Annotated in this window: 13 protein-coding genes; 2 read left to right on the top strand and 11 right to left on the bottom strand. The window is 33.3% G+C overall.

The genetic code is table 11. From position 1 onward, the window contains the following. Positions 1 to 38 precede the first annotated feature (38 nt). The 8 genes from IJL02_RS09685 to IJL02_RS09650 form a co-directional block, all read right to left on the bottom strand. A complete protein-coding gene (locus IJL02_RS09685; protein ID WP_292815768.1) occupies positions 39 to 5,495 on the bottom strand; it encodes a hypothetical protein in 5,457 nt (1,818 codons plus the stop codon). A gap of 820 nt (positions 5,496 to 6,315) precedes the next feature. After that, a complete protein-coding gene (gene hdrA / locus IJL02_RS09680; protein WP_292815765.1) occupies positions 6,316 to 8,625 on the bottom strand; it encodes a ferredoxin:CoB-CoM heterodisulfide reductase subunit HdrA in 2,310 nt (769 codons plus the stop codon). Next, complete coding sequence (hdrB, locus tag IJL02_RS09675) at positions 8,622 to 9,563, bottom strand: ferredoxin:CoB-CoM heterodisulfide reductase subunit HdrB (protein ID WP_292815762.1); 942 nt, start codon at positions 9,561 to 9,563, stop codon at positions 8,622 to 8,624. Before hdrB ends, hdrA begins: the two co-directional genes overlap by 4 nt. Continuing rightward, positions 9,560 to 10,162: a ferredoxin:CoB-CoM heterodisulfide reductase subunit HdrC gene (gene hdrC / locus IJL02_RS09670; RefSeq protein WP_292815759.1), complete on the bottom strand. Its 603-nt coding sequence runs from the start codon at positions 10,160 to 10,162 to the stop codon at positions 9,560 to 9,562. The genes hdrB and hdrC overlap by 4 nt, the downstream gene beginning before the upstream one ends. Positions 10,163 to 10,172: 10 nt before the next feature. Further along, positions 10,173 to 11,426, bottom strand: a complete 1,254-nt coding sequence (locus tag IJL02_RS09665) for a methanogenesis marker 16 metalloprotein (RefSeq protein ID WP_292815756.1) — start codon at positions 11,424 to 11,426, stop codon at positions 10,173 to 10,175. 12 nt (positions 11,427 to 11,438) lie between these two features. Further along, on the bottom strand, positions 11,439 to 12,209 hold the full coding sequence (comA, locus tag IJL02_RS09660) for a phosphosulfolactate synthase (RefSeq protein ID WP_292815753.1): 771 nt from the start codon (positions 12,207 to 12,209) through the stop codon (positions 11,439 to 11,441). Positions 12,210 to 12,356: 147 nt separating this feature from the next. Next, positions 12,357 to 12,644, bottom strand: a complete 288-nt coding sequence (locus IJL02_RS09655) for a UPF0058 family protein (RefSeq protein WP_292815750.1) — start codon at positions 12,642 to 12,644, stop codon at positions 12,357 to 12,359. 329 nt (positions 12,645 to 12,973) lie between these two features. Further along, on the bottom strand, positions 12,974 to 13,690 hold the full coding sequence (locus IJL02_RS09650; protein WP_292815747.1) for a UPF0280 family protein: 717 nt from the start codon (positions 13,688 to 13,690) through the stop codon (positions 12,974 to 12,976). Between the two features lie 45 nt (positions 13,691 to 13,735). Here IJL02_RS09650 and IJL02_RS09645 point away from each other — a divergent pair, with 45 nt between their 5' ends. Beyond that, positions 13,736 to 15,115, top strand: coding sequence for a 2,3-diphosphoglycerate synthetase (locus IJL02_RS09645; RefSeq protein ID WP_292815744.1), 1,380 nt, complete (start codon positions 13,736 to 13,738; stop codon positions 15,113 to 15,115). Between the two features lie 30 nt (positions 15,116 to 15,145). On the opposite strand, the gene IJL02_RS09640 is transcribed toward IJL02_RS09645, so the two are convergent. Beyond that, positions 15,146 to 15,406 carry a transcriptional regulator gene (locus IJL02_RS09640; protein ID WP_292815741.1) on the bottom strand — a complete coding sequence of 87 codons (261 nt, stop codon included), beginning with the start codon at positions 15,404 to 15,406 and terminating at the stop codon, positions 15,146 to 15,148. Between the two features lie 135 nt (positions 15,407 to 15,541). Here IJL02_RS09640 and mtxX point away from each other — a divergent pair, with 135 nt between their 5' ends. Then, positions 15,542 to 16,255, top strand: coding sequence for a methanogenesis marker protein Mmp4/MtxX (gene mtxX / locus IJL02_RS09635; protein WP_292815738.1), 714 nt, complete (start codon positions 15,542 to 15,544; stop codon positions 16,253 to 16,255). A gap of 30 nt (positions 16,256 to 16,285) precedes the next feature. Here the strand turns inward: mtxX and IJL02_RS09630 are convergent, their stop codons facing one another. Next, on the bottom strand, positions 16,286 to 17,521 hold the full coding sequence (locus IJL02_RS09630) for a transposase (RefSeq protein ID WP_292815735.1): 1,236 nt from the start codon (positions 17,519 to 17,521) through the stop codon (positions 16,286 to 16,288). Between the two features lie 353 nt (positions 17,522 to 17,874). Next, positions 17,875 to 20,388, bottom strand: coding sequence for a hypothetical protein (locus tag IJL02_RS09625; protein WP_292815732.1), 2,514 nt, complete (start codon positions 20,386 to 20,388; stop codon positions 17,875 to 17,877). Between the last annotated feature and the right edge of the window lie 35 nt (positions 20,389 to 20,423).

Below are 20,423 nucleotides of genomic sequence, written 5' to 3'. Positions count from 1 at the left end.
TTTTAAAAAAAGAAAAATTTAGAGAGATTTAAATCTCTCTAGTTAATTGTTATTTTTGCGCTAGCTTTTGATGCAAGATATGAGTCGTCACCCGCAAAGTTAATGTTTGCGGTGTAAGTACCTTTTTTAGATATATCTAATTTGAAGGTAGCTTGACCTTTTGCATTGGTTTTTGCTGTGTAGGTTTTACCGTTTACAGTAAGTTTAACAGTTTTACCATTTCTGAGGTAGGTTTTACCGTCGATGGATGATCCTTTTTCTGTTTTTAAGGTTACTGTGTATGATTTGGTTTTTGCAGATGCTTTGTATGATTTAGCAGAAGCTGAAATGCTGGTTGTCTTCTTGGTTACTGTGATTTTTTGTACAACGAATGCACCTTTGTAGTCATCGTCACCTAAGAATGCTACAGCAAATGTATAGGTTCCAGCTTTAGCCAAGTTGATTTGCAATCTTGCTAAACCTTTATCATCAGTGGTTGTGTTGTATACTTTACCGTTGAATCCTATTTTTACAGCTTTATTTGCAATAGGTTTGGATCCGTCGGTTAAAGTTACTTCAAAGTATCCTCCACGCTCACCAGCATAATAATCAATAGCCTTAGTGTCATAGTCTTGAGCTATAATGCTTGTATCTTTTCTTGTCGGATTAATATTTTTCAAGGTAAGTGAACCGTTTACAGACAATAGAGAATCATCACCAGCATAAATAATCTCAATGACACTGTTATCAGTTGCATTGATAGTTATTATACCATTTTCGTTGGATTTTGTTGAATTTTTTACACCATTGATTGTGTAGGTAACATTTGCATTTGCAATAATTTCACCAGTGATATCAGACAGTTTAGCCTGAATCACACAATCCCTATTAACTGAAGTGAATTCAATTTTACTAGCTAATTTAGAAATGGTGAACTTAGCGGTTTCATTGGCTGAAAGATATTTTCCATCACTTACAGCAGATGCAACAACAGTATATTCTCCTGCTTTGAGTTTGCTAGTATCAACATCAACAGTACCGTCAGCTTTAACAGCATATGGCTCATCATTAATAGTCACATTAACAGCAGTCTTAGCGGTTACTGCAATAGTGAAATTATCTCCAACAGTGTATTTGGAATCTACAGTGATTGTTACTTCATTTTGTTTTTTAACAATGGTAAACTCTTTGGAAGTTGAATTAGCTTTATACATTGAAGTTTCAGCATTAGAAGCAACTACCTTGTAAGTGTCAGCATCCAAAGCAGTAGTATCTACATCAACAGTACCGTCAGCTTTAACAGCATACGGTTTATCATTAATAGTCACATTAACAGCAGTGTTATTGGTAATAACAATAGTAAATGAGTCACCTACAGTGTAATTGGAACCGACAGTAATTTTAATTTCAGAGTTTGCTTTATCAACATCAAATGCATTACTTTCAGCTTCCTGAGCGAAGAATCCGTCGTTTTCAGTAAAATTGATTGTAGCTTTATAATTTGTTTTTGCAGGCAATAAAACAGTATTATTACCATAACCATTATTTAATGTTACAGTAACGTTTGCATCACCTACTTTTACAGTTACATCACCATTGAATGATTCTTTTGCAGTCACTTCGATTAAAATCGGTTCATCTACCAGTCCATCATTTATTGGTTTGATTTCTAAATCAGGTGTTGTTCTGGCGAAAATTATTTCTGAAGCTTCATCATGGAACTCATATTTACCTAAATAGTTGATTGTTAACTTATGTTTTCCAGGAGTCAAACTGGAAGTCAAATTAGATAAAACTAATGAGTATCCTATTTCTTTTTCATTTTCAACATATTTCAGTTCGTTTAATGTGCAGTTAAGATATTCTACACCATCAACTGAAATAACAATAGTGCTTTCATTGGTTAGATAACCTGAAATGAAGATAAGTTCTTGTGAACTGTTGTCCAGTGAAATCTGTTCAGCAAAATTATATTTCACATCTTCATCCTTTTCACCATAAAATGAAACCATGCTACTGACATTTAAAATTACTTCACCTTCAACATCATCATAAAGAATGACTGTCATATTATATGTTTCAGGCAATGGATCGAGTTTATATGCATAAATGCAATATGCCCAATATTCATAATCAAATGAAATGACATCCCTATCATATAAATTAGTGTCAATGACTTTTGTTCCATTTAATAGAACTTGAACTATAAGGTCATCATCACTTTTAATTATAATGAATTTGTTCCAATCATCGTATACATCTTTTGGTGTATTATATATTTCAATACTTGCAGTACCATTTGATGCACCGTCAGGTTTAACCAATTCTATCTGACCGCTTTGATTATAGAATATGCCTTCTACGTTACAGAAAACGGTAACATTATGAATTCCTATATCAAATGTTTCATTCAATTGTGAATTATAAACCCAATATTCGAATTGGCCTTCAAATGGACCCCAATCTATGTAATTATAATTATCAATATCTTTTAAAGATGAATTGAAACATAATTTATCATCCATTGCAATAGCAATCCAGCCGTTCAGTCCAATTGGAACTTTTACATTGGCAATTATTTCATATTCGTTTTCTAGCTCATTAACATAAGCACAATCGCTAATTTCTATTGGGTCGCTAACTTCAAATTCTTTTGCCTCATTGGAGATTTCTTTTCCATCAACAGTTATATTAATAATGTACTTGCCAGGAGCGGAAATGCCCAAGTCATTTAATGTGAGATTGAAATAATTTTTCTCTTCATCTTTTTTAACGGCATGTGAAAATGATTTTACAATCGCCTTGTTATTGTCCATAACTGTGATGTTTATGATTTTTTCAAAAGAACCGTCAGGACAGTATATTCCAATTACATCTTCATCTAAAAAGATTGAAATGGAACGTTCATATATTAATTCTGCTCTGAATTCTCTGTTATCAAAAATTCTAATGTCACCCCATCCGATAAATGCATTATCATCACGATAGAATTCATTTTCAGGATCTTCAAAGTAGAAAACATCAATACCGTATAAACCATAGGATGTGATATTGAATTCATTTAATTTCCAGGTCAAGTTCTTGCCGTAGTCATTTTCATTGATTATGTGTTTGATATACTGACTTCTTTCAAAACTGTCACCATACCAGTATTTAACTACAAATTCGCCGGAAATGTTGCTGAAACAGTATATGCGAACTAATGCGTCGGTGGCGTTTTCAACAATATCCAATGTTTCTCTATTTACAACAGAAATATCGAATACAATGACAGATCCGGAATACTTTGAATCTTCATAGTATGAGTCATTGGTAAATGTTATTTCCCAGGAGTGTATGCCAGGTTCTAAAAATTTATAGAAATCATCATAGTAATCTTCCAATATACGTTCACCTGAAAACTTATCATCAATATATAATGTAATTATACCGTCGGCTTCACGAGGAATGTTCTGTACTGAGAAAATGTATTCGCTTTCGTCCTTGCGGTAGGTGGCATACATTTCCCAGCTAGGGCTTATGTCAGTGACTTCAACAAGATAATTTTTAGTTTGTTCATAGTCGCTGGAATTATATTTCACTTTAACTACATACAATCCGACTTCCAAACCGTCAGGCAAATCAAAACTTACACGACTGTCAACAGAACCATCATATAATACAGTGATTAAATCTCCGAGTTCATAGTCATCTTCATCATATTCACAATTCCATAAAGTAATATTATAGTCACCGACAGTATCGTCGGATGCTGTAACATTAATCTTTTGAGTTGTATTTACATAAATTTTTGACAGGTATTCGACATTTGGAAGAATTGCAACACATTCAGCATATTCCTCACCAACAATGTAATCTGAACCTTCATATCTGGCAATCAAATCATATTCACCTAAAGCAATATCAGAAATTGATATGGAGGCGTAACCGTCTGTAAGGCGTTCTGTTTTTATTAAATCATATGCTGGAAAACCTTCATCATCATAACCATATTTATATACACTTAGATTTCCTTTTGCATCAGAAGGCAGTGTAACTGTAATATTATAGTTTTCATCCATGTAAATAATATCTGTCCAACCATCAATCATTTTAATCCTTGCTGAAATAGGTAATGTATAATTAACTGTCTTTTTAAAGTATTTTTCATCACCATATGTTAAATTGATTGTATTGTCACCTAAAACATATTCACTGAATTTAAAACTACCCCATCCATCTTCAACAGATATAGGATCTTGAGGAATACCGTTGATTATTAAAGATACATCTTCTTCAGCATCTGAAGGCACTCTTACTTCAAAATAAATACTTTCCATATCATAATAATATTGCCTGTCATAGCGATAATAATCCCAGTCAAATATTTCTAAAAGGTAATCATTTATATTGAAAGTTCCGCTTAAAGTTGCACTAGGATAATTTTCACCAGAATAGGTTATTTTTAAATCATAGGTTCCGAAATCCAAATTTTCAAGCGGAATAACAATTCTTGAAGTGTATTCATCCATTTCCTCATCATATAACATTGAATGGACATCATAGGTATAATTGTGTTCATCATCAATATAAACGGTCATATTTCCTTCAGCATCAATTGAAAAGTATATATAAATATCGTCATCATCTCCCAAAGTTACATTATCAGAAACATAAGCTCTGAAATAGTAATAGATAAATTCCTTTTCAATATTAAAAGGATAATAATCCTTATCACCGTCGTATTTTATATTAATCTTATGAGTACCATATGTTAAATCCAAATCAGTTAAATCAAACACTCCATCATAAAAATAATAGTTACTTATTTTATCACTAAATCTTTCAACATCATCGACCAAAATAGTGAAATTGCCGCTTGCATCATCCTCGAAGAATAAATAAACCCCATATTGATAGCCCTCTTCATCATCCATTACAGGGCCTGCCCTAACAGCATCAGGGATTCTGATATTATCCAGATTAACCTCATATCTATAATATAAATCCACATATTCGATAAGTGAATTTATTTCGTCATTACCATCCATAATATAAACTGATAATTGATAATCTGGAATATCATCAAATAAACTAGGAGCTGTTAATTGATAATGTTTATATTTTAAATCCTGGTCATCAATAACTTTAGTAAACTTATCTTTTTCACTATTAAAAATCTCACCACTACCAACAGAAACAGTTACTTCATATTTACTGTCAGCAGGTGCTTTAATGTCCACCAGCCAAGTTTCATTATCATCAATAGCTATTCTACCAGTATTAATACTGATAGTAGTATTTTTAGCTTCATGAGAACTAATATCTTCATTCTCAGATTCGCTATCACCTACAATAGATACATCCTGTTGTGAAGTCAAACCAACATCGTCGATTGAATCACCAACAATCTGATTGTCTATTGAGGTTTCCAGATCTTTTGTGTCGTCTGCAGCACTTACTGCACCCAACATTACCATAGCCAGCAGGAATATGCTGACTAAAAAAATCTTATTTAACTTCATTTTAACAACCATTAATCAAATTTTTATACTCATTATTGAATATAATTTATATATCTATTAGGCATACAATATAAAATTTAAGATTAATAAAAACATTTATTCAATAAAATAAAAAAATCATTAAATAATTTTAAATAAAACAAATAATTATTGATTAATAGATATTATCTTAAAAAAATAGTGAATATATAATAATTCAGTTTCATTATTAGACAAATATTGAATTTGAAAATGTAAAAATTAAACAGCATTGAAATATTTATTTATCATCATGCGACTTACTAAAATCCATCAGCAGACTATTGCACGAACATTTGCCATGAATATAAATATTATTTACTATCACACTAAATGTTAATGGATAGTGACGGTCAAAAAAAAGTGGTTAAAGATTTAAGAGACATTAACTGAATTACACTATCATAATTCTGTTTCATGGTGAACCACCAGATATTTTACTTATTTGTAATAATTCTTAACTGAAGTTGCAATACTTTCCATACAGTTTCAAACCATGAAAAAATAGAAAATAAAAATATTAAAAAAAAATAGTTCAATTTAATGTCTTATTGTGAAGAAAACCCTTCACAATATTCCCACAGACATTAAATCCATTTCATCTCATAGAGGTTACAAAAAGTAACTCTCTTGCGTAATAATTTTATGGAAGTCATATATAAACTTAATTATTTTTTTAATGGGCAATTGAACCTCTCCGGCTTAAAGAAGCCGGAGAATTCTTGCACAAAAATGTTAAAAAAAAGAAATTTAGATTTGGAATGACAAGTTAAAAAAAAGAGATAAAAGTAAATGCAAAGCATCTACTTTACAGTTATAATTCAGCTTCATCCAGCTCTTCAATTTTTCTGTCGAAGTCAGTCAATTTGCGAGCAAGGCCTGAGAAATATGGAATATACACTTTTGAGAATGTAATTCTGTCAGGATCTTCACCCATCTCAGAGATTCTATCCTTAACCCCTTGGATTTTACGTTCAACTTCATCATACATCAAATCTCCAGGGAATTCACCGATAAATACTCCATCAGCACCATTATCAAGTGCATAACGAATATGGTCGGGACTGACACGATTTACTGAAATAACTTTAATGATGTGGATAGATTCCGGATACTTAAGTCTGTTAACACCAATATTATCAGCAGCAGTATATCCGATATTATCTAAAAATACGAGAATCATACGTTCGCCTTTTTGTTTTTTGGACAATACTCCCTTAATAGTGGCCAAAATTTTCTCATCAATGTTACCGTTTACATGAATAGCTCTCTGGTTACATCCTACCAGACATTTTCCACAACCGGTACAGCTCATCGGATCAATATATAATTCATCATTTTGAATGCTCATTGACTTATATTTACAGCGCTTTATACATTCACCGCAAAGTATACATTTTTCCTTATCAATTTCTGCAATGAACGGTTCAATTTCAACACCACCATAGTTATATTCACTGACTTTTGATGCTGCAGCTGTTGCCTGCATGATTGAATCTGTAATGTCTTTCGGGTCATGCGCTGTTCCGCAAACGAATATTCCCTGAACATCAGTTGCAATAGGCTTGATTTTTGGATGGGATTCTTTAATAAAACCATCTTCTGTAGTTCCGACATTCAATATTTGTGCTATTTCACAAGTACCGTCTGAAGGTTCCATTGCAGTTGAAAGCACTACCATGTCAGCTTCAATTTCAACAAATTCACCTTTAAGAGTGTCTTCTGTTCTTACAATGAAGTTGTCTCCTTTTTTAACTACTTCACCAGGACGGCCTCTCAGGAACCTTACCTCATTTTCCTGAGTATGTTTGTAGTATTTTTCAAACATTCCAGGAGTTCTGATATCAGTATAGCAAATCAGAACATCGGTTTCAGGATATTTATGTTTGATAATGTTTGCGTTTTTAAGAGCTACCGTACAGCATATCTTTGAGCAATACTTATGTCCGTCAGGCTTTTCATCTCTTGAACCTACACACTGTATCATTACGACACGTTTTGGAACTTCACCGTTTGATTTTAGAAGTTTTCCTTTCGTCGGACCGTTTACACCAGTTATACGGCCAAGCTCTGATTGTGTTATAACATCATCATATCTGGAGTATCCATATTCAGGACGCTTGTCCATATCAAACAGCTTATGGCCTGTAGCAACAACAATAGATCCGACCTGAAGAGGTATTCTTTCAGGTTTTCCCCTAAGTTTAATTGCCTTCATAGTACATGCCTTTACACAATTGCTGCATTTATCACAGTTTTCCATATCAATTACATAAGCTTCCGGATAAGACTGTCCGAATGGCCTATAGATTGCTTTGCGCATGGAGAGATTGTCATTCCAGTCATTTGGAACTTCCACTTCACATGCTTCTGCACATTTTCCGCAGGCAATACATTTTTCAGTATCGACATATCTTGGAGATTTCTCCAAAATCAAGTTATAGGTTCCGGCTCTTCTTTCAGCTTCAATTACTTTGGTGTTTGTTAAAACTTCAATGTTTTCATTCCAGACTAGCTCATTTAAAATAGGATTTAAAAGACACATTCCGCACTCTTCAGCAATTTTAACAGGTGAAAACACCTTACCAATTTTAGCCATGTGCCCTCCGATTGACGGGGACTGTTCTATGAGAGTTACTTTTGTTCCCTGTTTTGCAAGTGACAATGCAGCATTCATTCCTGCAATACCACCACCTATAACTGCGACTTCATCCGGAGTCTGACAATAAATCGGGTCTACCGCATCGGATTGTTTGACCTTTTCAATGGAAGCATTGATTAATGTAATCGCCTTATGAGTGGCTTTCTTTTTATCGGAGTGCACCCATGAACACTGCTCCCTTATATTTGCCATGTCCATCAAATAAGGATTTAGAGGTTTTACATAGTCCTGGAAGGTTTTTTCATGACTTATAGGAGAACATGCTGCAACTACAACCCTGTCCAGGTCATGGTCAAATATTGCATCACGAATAATCTTACGGCCGTTGAGTGAACATAAATTTTCAAACTGTCCTATAAATTCAACGTCCAAAGATTTTCTAACTTCATCCAAGTCAATAACATCTGCGATATTTCCACCGCATTCACATAAAAACACGCCAACTTTCAAATCATCCCTCATTTTTGAACCTCCTTTAACTCCTTAATAATCGAATCTATAGGTACTGTATGGGCTTTTTGCCCTATGACCTTATCCAAGTCTCCACCCATTGCAAGTGCAATAAATTGAGCTATATTTAAATGAATAGCTTTAAATTTTCTTCCTTCCCTTTCAGCTATCAGATGCTGATATCTGTCAAACTGAATATGGCAGTTCGGACATAGATGGACAAGTATATCCACATCCTCGTCATCAATTGCATTCATCTTATCGGCAGTAGCAGTAAATGACAGTTCCGGATTTGAATACCTCTGTCTAAAACCTGTTCCGCATGTTGCCCTTTTATGGTCATACCATCCGATTGTTTTACATCCGCACTCCTCTATTAATTCATCCATAATGTTCGGATCACGCACACCGCCGATAGTGTCTTCATAGTGAACCTTACAGTAATGGCATCCGTGGTGAGTGGCTATTTTATAATCACTTAAATCATATTTTATATGTTTTCTGATTTCATCCTTTTTACCGTATAAGATATCAACAACATGGAAAATGTTTTCTGTCGGTTTTAAGTCATCCTTTTCATATTTCAAATGACTTAAACCGTTTTCATCAAATAACTGATTAATATGATTTCTTAAATCTTCTTTCTTATTTAAGAGTTTGACTGACTTTTTATTGATTGCATAGCATGTTGCACACATCATTACAAGATTTGGCCTTCCAATATCTCTGGCTATCCTGAAGTTTCTTGCACCTATAGCTGTTGTGTCAATTTGGTTGAATACATCCGAATAATGGCCAAGACCTGTACAGCATGTCTGTTTATCTGATATTGCATAGTCAATTCCGAGCTTATCGAAGACGAATTTTGTTGACGCTTCAACTCCAGGATATTCAACGCTTACAAGACAACTCCTAAAAAGCAGAATATCTTTATCAGGAACATACTTCATTTATTAGCCTCCTGAGTTTCTCTTATTTTTTCGATTTTATCCTTAAAACCAGTGATTGTCAATATTGTGCTTACTTCATCTATAACGTCCTTTGAGGGCATTAACGGTGGGTCAAGTTCCAGTTCATTTCTGATTTCATCAAGATTCTGTCTGAAATCCCACCAACCCGGAACATCACGGTCAATATCTGTGAAAAATATTTCAGGAATAGCTCCAATTGCTGCTGTAAAGTATGAATCGGCAAATCCCAAATATTCATATAGCTTGTCATATCCGATTTCATTTGATATTGCCAGCTGTTTAAGAATCTGGTTTACTTCACATACGCTGTTTCCAACAGGACATACGCTGTGACAGGTATAGCAATAAAAGCAATTCCAAATGTTGTCATCTTCCAAAATGGATTCATCACCATCCAAAACCCTCTCAATAATATCTCGAGGATTGTAATCGCTGTGACGTGCTGCAGGACATGTTGAAGTGCACATTCCACATTGAACACATTTTAAAACGCCTTCCTCCTTGGAGTTTTTAACGTCCCTAATTATTTGTTCTGCAAAGTCTATCGGTGAATCTGTAATCTTTTGTTGGCCAGTCAAATAACCACCTTCATAATTCAAATTCCTTATTCTCAATCATTTTCTTTAATTTTAAAGACAATTTATTTCCTCTAAGCCTATCTGATTGTCTGCAAATAATAGGTATATTGACATCTTCACCATCTATCCGCAAGTCAACATTACCAGTATTCATTTCAAATGCATCATGAGTACAGAAATTGGCACACATTCCGCATCCGTAACAGTGCGCAATATTTAAGCTGCCTTTTTTAAATGCATTTGTAGGACATATGGTTTCTACTGAACAGTCATCACAAAGCCTGCATTTATTTCTATCATATTGTGGCCTTAAATCATGATTTGCCCACATTTCATGGTAATTTGTATTTGCTAAAGGCAGATGGCGTCCTTTAATGTCTGCAACCGGAAGGTCAATCATGTCATCAGTTATTAACAGATTATTGTAGCTTTCTTCATTCAATACAGGTATAGGAATAGCTACTGTATCATATATCTCTCCACCCTGACCTGTTTTAAATCCGCCAATATAGTAAGGATCCATTTTTGTCAAATCTCCTGAAAGCATCAGATTCGGTTTTTCAGCACTTGACCTTGTTCCGTCGCCTAGAATATAACCGATTGCACCGTTAATGAGTACCTTTTTTCCTTCCCGAATTACATTGTGAGGAATATCATTTTGAAGAGGATTTAAATCTCCGCATCCTGAAAATGTAAGGCCGCTTAAATTACCTTCAAGAGGTGTAGCTGCAAATATTGATGGAACTGCATCTTTATTTGGATTTGTAAATGCAGTGTAGTTTTTAAATGCCATACGAGCCCCAATTATTTGTCCACGAGTAATATCTTCAATTGTTATTGTATTTTCAATTGTTTTGCCGTCAACACTTTCAACAACCACATCAACCTCTTTGCCTTCAAGAAGGTCTTTTAACAGAAATCCTCCACCGTAATTTTCATCATGAATCGAATGGGCAGTACCGTGCAGAATTACATCAACTGAGCCTAGCCATTCATTTGGACAAGGCCCTGAATATGCCGGAACGCCATTCATATAAACTTCACGTGCTCTTATGAATTCTCCAGGCTCAGACACTATGAAGTTAAGGATTGCTGCAGTTCCGCTCATTACACCGCATGTTCCGCATGTAACTACATCCACTTCATCAAATGCTGGAGTTTCCCCTTTTTTTATGAGCTTTTTAAACTCTTCAGCTGTGTAAATATTAGCTTCGCCATCATCAATCTTTTTGTTGATTTGGCTAATTGTTCTTTCATTTGTCACTTTAAAACTTCCCTAAAGTTTTCCTAGAGTATCTCCTCTTAAACCCCTTCTTAAGGTTTCAAGAGAAGTTATATCATCACTTGAGACATTTCCTAAATTAACGGTATTTCCAAGCTTAAGTATGAAAAATACCTGCTGGTCCTTATTTGGCGCTTCCCAAAGAATTTTATTTCCATCAATCTTATCTAGAATATAATCTATTTCATCTTCCTTTGCCTTGCCTGCGCTGTCAAAAATACCTATGTTTTTTCCGCCTTCTCTTGCCTCAACAATTATTAATGATGAACCTGCATCAAGCTCATCCTGCATCTGTTTAATTCTCTCATCCAGAGTTAATTCCTTATCCAATACAGGGTCTTTTTTTCCGACTTCAGACAATACTTCAAATCCGTCATCTTTAGCTTTTCTAATGCATTCCAATTTATCTTCATGAGAAATATTGGTTGAGCCGTCTGATATTTCAATTGCAGGAAAACCTAAATAATGGGCTTCTTTGAAAAATTCATCCAGTTTTCCGTTCATGTAAGCCAGCTCGAATAATGTTCCTCCAGTGTATGGAGTAATGTCATGAGATTTATACATTTCAACTTTTGCTTTGATGATGTCCTGTTCATGGACAATGGATGTCCCCCATCCAAACTTAAGATAATCAACATATTCTCCTGAAATATCCATTAAACTGCCTGCTGTCTCAAGGCCCAAACCCTTGTCTAAAACCATGGTAATTCCGCAATTTCTAGGTTTTTTCTCTCTTTTTTTAGATAAAAATTCAAATGATTTCAAAATATCACACAAGTAAAGTTTAATTTTTAATTATTAATTTAAAAATAAAGTATTTAAATCTTATTAAGAATTAGAAAAATAAGAGAGGATTACAATTGATTAAAATAAAATAACATATAGTATAAATTAATTAAAAAAAGAAATGAATTATTTCGCATTGATTTCATTTTCAGATCTTGTTACTAAATCTGATAGGGAATTGCGAACATTTTCAGGAATAGAATCGTTTTCTTTGTCTGCTATTACCTGAGAAATAATTTTACACAAAACAAAAATAGCATGCTTATGTTCTGCTTTTGTCTTATGAATATGATGAGGACTTATTTTCAGGGTGATATACTCACTGCAATCGTTGGTAATCTGGTCATCTTCCGCTAAATATTTTAAAACGTATACTAAAAATTGATGTAATTGAATCATTTCGTCTTTGTACATAGATATCTAACCCATTAACTAATTTTATTTAGTTAAAAATTTAACTCCCTATTCTATACAATAATATTGTATACTAATCATATTTAAATTTTGCATCAAAAATACATAACAAAATTTTATAATTCAATTTAATTTAATTATTTTTTAAACTTATGTTTAATTTTGACGACAATATTTAAACTTACCACTTACAGATACATGTTACAAAATAATCTATATATTTTTCTATTGGAAACTATTGACAATCAATAATTGAATAATTAAAATGATGTTTTTTAGATGAATCCTTATTTTAAATTAACATCTTTCAAATATTTCGATGTTTAAAGTTAAAGCTTTATAGTGAACTCTTCACTTTCAACAATTCTGGGAAGCTTTCCAATAGTTCCCACATTTTCATCACAAACAATCAGAACACCATAAAAGTATTGCCTGAAATTTTCACAGCACTCAAGAGCATTCGAAACCTTATCTTCACTTGTATCTCCAACCACATCATTGGCAATCCTTGTTGCAAGCCCATCGCAAACGGATGAAGACTCACCGATTACCGTAACACTGTCGGATTGACCGAAACTAATGGAATGACCAATTTTTGCTGAGGATGTGCAAATTCCCAAAGGTTTTTTTCTGGATTTAATTTCAAATGCAATATTATTACCTAAAATCTCATTATTTGAATAGATTCCGCATAAAACCTTTTTGTCATTAACAAGAGAAATATCTCCACCATTTTCAACAATTGAATAATTAGAACCATTGTTTATCAGATACTCAAGAGACATCTCAGAAATCGTTCCCGCAACACATGCCATTGGCCCCACATCAGCCTTGGCAGATGACTCATACATTTTAAAAACAATAGATGCAAGTTCCATTTCAGGCATTTCTAAAGGCTCCAAAGCAAGTGAAAACTCTTTGTTTTTAAGAATGTAATTTTTTAAATCCCGTCTAATGTTAAAAATAAATCTTTTCAAATCATGATTAGGCAGGTCGGTCGTTAATCTAATATGAGTTTCATCCAAATCAATCTGCTGAAAATTCATATTTTATAATTTAACTTATTAAATATAAAAACTATATTAAACATTATGAAAGCCCTTAACAAAATGCTTTGTTTGGTTGATGGTGAACACTACCTGCCAGTCACAAAAGAAGCAATAGACACATTAAATAATTTGGAACACATCGATATTGTGTGTGCTGTTTTTATTGGAGGAACTGAAAAGTTAAGAGACGATTCAGAAGACTCTTACACCGAAAAACTCGGAGTTCCCGTGAAATTTGCAAAAGACAAGGACATTCCATATGACCTGATTGTTGATATGATTAGAGAATTTGATGTCGATACAGTAATGGATTTAAGTGATGAACCAATACTGGACTATCCGAAAAGATTTAAAATAGCATGCAAAGTTTTAAATGAAGGAATAAGCTATGAAGGACCGGACTTTAAATTCGAACCTACTTCACAGTACGATGTGATGAAAAAACCTTCAATTACAATACTTGGAACCGGAAAACGTATCGGAAAAACTGCAGTTTCAGGATTTGTTGCTAGGTTAATTGATAAAAACGGTTACGAACCATGCGTTATTGCAATGGGCAGAGGCGGTCCTGAAGAACCTGAAATAGTACATGGTGAAGAACTGGAAATTAATGCTGAATTTTTACTTGAACAATCAGAAAAAGGCGTTCACGCAGCAAGTGACCATTGGGAAGATGCGCTTATGAGCAGAATTCTCACCATAGGATGCAGACGCTGCGGAGGCGGAATGGCCGGCGAAGTATTTCTTACAAATATGAAAAAAGGCGCACAGCTTGCAAATGAAGTCGATGCCAAATTTGCAATATTTGAAGGAAGCGGTGCGGCAATTCCACCAATCAAAACAAACAAAAAAATATCACTTATCGGAGCAAACCAGCCTATTGAAAACTTAACAACTTATTTTGGACCTTACAGAATAGGACTTGGCGATCTTGTAATATTAACAATGTGTGAAGAGCCAATGTGTTCTGATGAAAAAATGAAAAAAATAGAAGAATTTATAGGTGAAATTAATCCTGATGCGACTATTATTTCAACAGTATTCAGGCCAAAACCGTTATCAGACATTTCCAATAAAAAAGTTCTTTTTGCAACAACTGCACCTGAAGATGTAAAAGATAAACTAATTGAGTATCTTGAAGACAATTACAACTGCGAAATAATCGCTACAACATCACATCTGTCAAACAGACCGTTACTGCGCAAGGACCTTGAAAAACATATGGCACAAGCGGACGTAATGCTTACAGAGCTTAAGGCAGCTGCTGTAGATGTTGCAACAAAAGATGCATTATCAGCAGGCCTTGAAGTTGTCTATTGTGACAACATTCCAGTACCTGTTAATGATACATACCCATCTTTAAGTGAATCCGTTATAAAACTAGTTGATTCTGCAATTGATGATTTTAACAAATCATCATAATTTCTATTTTTAATGATTTATTGTTTAGTTTTAAATATATTTCAATACTTCCAAAGCCAAATCAGTATTCTTATATAATCTACCTTTCCTAGCTCTTTCATTTAAACAAACTACTAATTTTTTATCTTTTAAATCTTTTAATACATTAGAAACATGATTAGTTCTCAAATCAAGTTCTTGAGAAATTGCAGATGGGATTTTTATATCTTCACCAATATTTTTTAATATACGGGTTCTATAATCTGAAGCCAATATATAGCCAACCAATTCAAAAATCTCATCATTGTTCATAGTATAATATTATTTTCACATTTATTAAAAAGGTTATGTATGAAATATCTTATTTTTTGAACATTTTTATATACCAATTATAAATTATTAATAAAGAAAAAATTAATTAAATAAAAATAGGATATATAATAAACAATGAAAAAAATCGCTATAGGAATTGGAAAAAATCAAAATATTTCAAAAGCCATCGAACTTTTCGAAAAGAATCATGATGCAAAAATAATTTACATTGATAACGATGAAGATTTGGCAAAAGCAATTCTAGATAATGAAATCGATGCTGTTGTTAGAGGATCTCTTCCTGCATCAAATGTTATAAAAAATGTCAAAAAACATTTCCCAAACATCTCAAGAGCAACTTACGTGAATGGAGATGGAAAAGAATTCTTATTGACACCTGTAGGAATTGATGAAGGTACAACTGTCGATGAAAAATTAGAAATTGCCGTAAACTGCGCAGAATTTCTAAAAAAACTGTCAAAAGAACCTAAAATTGCTGTTCTTGCAGACGGCAGGAAAGGCGATTACGGCAGAAGCGAAAAGATTTCCAAATCTATAGACGAAAGTGAAAAATTAACTCAATTAATTAAAGAAAATACTGATTTTGAAGTAAAAAACTATTATATTCTTATAGAACAGGCCTTAAAAAACAACTGTAACGTTATTATCGCACCTGACGGAATCATAGGAAATATAATATTTAGAACACTTATTTTAGTTAATTCATGGCCTAGCTGTGGAGCGATAACCTTTGGAATCAATGGAATATACATCGATACAAGCCGAGACCAGACCATTGAAGGATATCTTAGAAGTATAAAATTTGCATACAAATTAGCCAACCTTTGAACCTCTCCGGCTTTAAGAAGCTGGAGATTCTTAGGCCATGCCTATTGTTTCGTCAAAACATTTCCATTTATATGAATATATGAATTTGCCTTGACCAATAGGCATGAAATCTACTAAGCATAGGACCATTGAACCAGTGGCCCGTAAACCTTCGTCTAAAATATTTTTAGCCGCATTAACATCCCTTTTATGTACAGTGTGACAATGTGGACATTCCCATTTTCTTTCTCCACGACCTAAATTGTGATTTATTTCACCGCAAACATTGCATTTTTTACTGGAAGGAAACCATCTATCAATTTGTATGAATTCACGTCCATACCATTTGGCTTTGTATCGTATCATTTCTATGAGTTTTCCCCATCCTATTTCATGAATGCTGCGACTTAAATTACTTTTAATCATTCCGCGTATATTTAATGTTTCCATGGCTATGAATTGGCAGTGTTTGACTATATTGTAGGATATTTTATGGTAATAGTCCAGTACTACGTTGTTTTTCTTGGTTATCCATTTGTGGAGTTTTTTTAGTGTTTTTTTCCAGTTGGATCCCCCTTCTTTTTGCCTGGACAGTTTTTGCTGATAAGATTGTATTCTGCCATTTATTCTTTTTAAGTCAGGTTTGGGGACGGTTTTGCCGTTGGAAAATGTTAAAAAGTCTGTTAATCCCACATCAATACCCACATATAAACCATGGTTGGTGAACTTGTCTTTTGGTTGTATTTTTTCCATTTCATAAATTATGCAAACAAACCATCTGCCATTTTCTTTTAAAAGTGTTGCTTCTTTGATTTTACCATCAATATCCCGTTTATATTTGACTTCAAGATATCCGAGTTTGTTTAACCTTAATCGATTATCCTCCCACCTGATAGTACCTTTAATACCATCTTTGGTTGAGTATTCGTTGTTTCTAAGTGTGATGGATCGTACTGGATTTTTTTTAAGTGATTTGAACTTAGGAAATCCAGTTCTGCCATCGTTGTATCCATCATGTGCTTTGATTAAACGGTCTGTAGATGCTTGAAGGCATGTGGAATCTGCTTTTTTCAAAAAAGGTTTGCGTTTTATTAGATGTTTAATGATTTTTTGTGTGTAACTGCGATTTACTTTAAATTGGTTGCCAATATTGAATTCTTTGACTAGGTTTTCACGGTAAATACTGTATTCCAATGTTTTATTGAATACATAACCTGTGGCACGCAAATTGAAATTTAATGCCCTTTCTAAATCCTTATCAGGAACAAATTCAATTTTATCAGTCAAAATAAAACTCTTATCAACCATAAAACTCAAAATCCACACAAATTAATTTTTTTAGACAAAGAAAAAACAATCATCATCATATCCTCCCTAAAAAAATACATTTAGGATCCCATAAAAAGAACCTGCATTTTTACCCAAAGGAACTAAAATAACTGTTCTTTTCTATAACTATAAGTATATACACTTACAATAAAAAGAGATTATCCAAGAGAGCATTTGAAAAGTAATAATTTTTTAATGAAAAAAAATTATAATACCCCCTCAAAGTGCAATTCATCTCCGGCATAAAGAAGCCAGAGAATTCTTGCACAAAAATGTTAAAAAAGAAATATGACATTATTTCTTTTTTTATTTTATTTTTCATTATCAATAATAACTTTACCATCAATTATATTCTCTTCTGCAATAATATCATTTCCATGAAGAACTACAACCGCAGAATCATCATTTCCTATTATATGATGAGTGTCAAAATCAGAAGAGGAAATATCTATACCGCAATACTTATTTATTATAATAACTGGACGGTATCCCCTAAAAGTACAATTTTCTAAAAACAGGAGTTTAACACACTTATCTTCAGTTAAATTACCTATGATATGAATAGCATCACCTGTACCATAAGAAAAACTACTTCTTGCCAAATTATCAATGAAATCTGATTTGCGAATATAACTGGCCGAATTATTATCATTAATTTGTATTGCTCCACCCAATCCAACATTTCTTTCAAAAATAGACTCCTCAATATTTAAAGGTGAATTTGCACTATAAATCGCTGAACCAGCCAAACCATCATCAATAGTGTTTCTTTTAAACTCTGCTTTTCTAATATTCAATGAAGACTTTTCAACAAAAACGGCTCCACCCTGCATCTTTGCAATGTTTTCTGTAAAGTGAGAATCAATAATATTAACCGAACCATTATTGGTATACACTCCTCCACCCCGCATAGCCAGATTATCATGGAAAACACAATTGTCTATGGAAAATGAACAGTTACTGCTGTTTAGTGTACCGTTTTGTCTGGAACTATTCTTAATGAATTTGCAGTCCTTAATTGATTTTAGTTCTCCTTTGTTAAATATTGCACCACCAGAAACTCTTGATTCGTTTTCAATGAATTCACAGTTGATTACGGAAAATGAAGTGTTATGTGCTGATAAAATAGCTCCTCCACCAGTTTCATAATTGTCCAGAGGATTTTTGAAATACATCCCATTTTTAAAAACAATATTTTTTAAAGTGATATTATTTGCGGTAATATAAAATACCCGAGATAAATTTTTTGCATCAATGATGTGTTCCTGCCCGTCAATAATGAAATTGTCCACATCAAGCTCGATACCCCCTTCAAAAAAGGACCTTTCCTGCTCATTTAGGGTGATATCCTCAGTTAATTTAAGTTCAATCGAACCATCACCACTAATGCTTTTATTTATAAGCTCCTGTAAATATGTGAATCCTTTAGTATCATCATCAATCCCCTGTTTTAAATATTTTATAGGGTTTGAGTGGAAAGTTGATTCAATTAAATGTTCCAATTTATCTTTTTCATAAATCCATATGGTATTATTGTTATAAATCAGTTTATTGTTGATATCATCGAAAAATCTGGCATTGTCAAGTGTCACATCCCCACCATCATTGTAAACCGCATAAGCCTTGCCTTCAGAATTATTAGAACATAATTTTGAATTTTTTATATAACAAAATCCCTCAGCCACATATACTATCTTTTCTTTAGGAGAAGTGACTTTAAACCTTGAATCTTCAACAGATAATGTAGCGTCCTTTTCAAACTGCAAAATCATGCTGGCTGATTGTGACTGACTGTCATCGAATCTGGAATCCAATATCTTCACATGACTGCCATAATTACAGATTGCAGATGCAGCAATTGCAGAATTATTGTTAAAAACGCATTCATCACATTTTAAAAATCCTTTTGTACAAACAGAAGCCCCATATCCTTTGTAATAACTATCAAGGGAAGGTGTTTTAGCAGAATTGCTCTCAAATGTACAGTCCTCCAAGGTTAAATCCGCCCCATCATTATAAACTGCTGCCCCATCGCCTTCATATGTAAAATTGCTGTCAAAGGTGCATGTTGTAAAAACAGAACTGCCCTGATAGATATAAACCGCACCACCACGACCAGAGTTAATATGGTTTGATTCAAAATTACAATCATTTAAAGTTAAAAGACCGCCATCATCCAATGACGTATAAATTGCACCACCACTACCCTCAAAAACATAATTGTCAATGAAATCTGTGCCGGATATATTTAAATCACTTTTAATATTGAAGATAGCTCCACCACTGCAATGGTTACCTCCAGCGGAATTATTTGTAAATACGCATTTTTCAATGGTTAAAGGATGTTTAACAACACATATCGCTCCACCGTTTTTCCCATAAGATCCATCAGAGCTTGAAAAACCATTTTCAAATTTTATATTTTTTAAAACAACATTATCCGCTTCAATATTAAAAATACGGACCTTTTCTTTTGCATCGATTATATAATCATTTCCATTGATAATTAGATTTTCAACATCCACTGAAATACCATTTTCATAAGTTTCCTCTTCACCATCATCTAAAATAATATTAGAATCTAAAGTGATTTCCTTTAAACCTGAATGAATCAGTTCATCCAGATATTTGAAATTAGGGGTTTTTTCAATAGTTTCTTTTTCCGAAGTCGGGTTAAAATCACCAGTTTTAGGAGCATCATTAAAATTTATGGTCTCATGTGATGTATTTAAATCAGCTTCTTTTTGAGGTATTTCATCTGGTTCTTGTCTTTGTTTTTCTTTAGATATGCCCATGCTCTTTTTTAAATTCTTCAAAAAACCCATTTTACCCTGCTCCTAAGATAAAACCTTATATAAAT

It is taken from the genome of Methanobrevibacter sp., from assembly GCF_017427765.1.
Taxonomy (GTDB): Archaea; Methanobacteriota; Methanobacteria; order Methanobacteriales; family Methanobacteriaceae; genus Methanocatella.
Note: the sequence above shows the minus strand (reverse complement) of the source record. Positions and strands in the feature narration are given on the sequence as shown.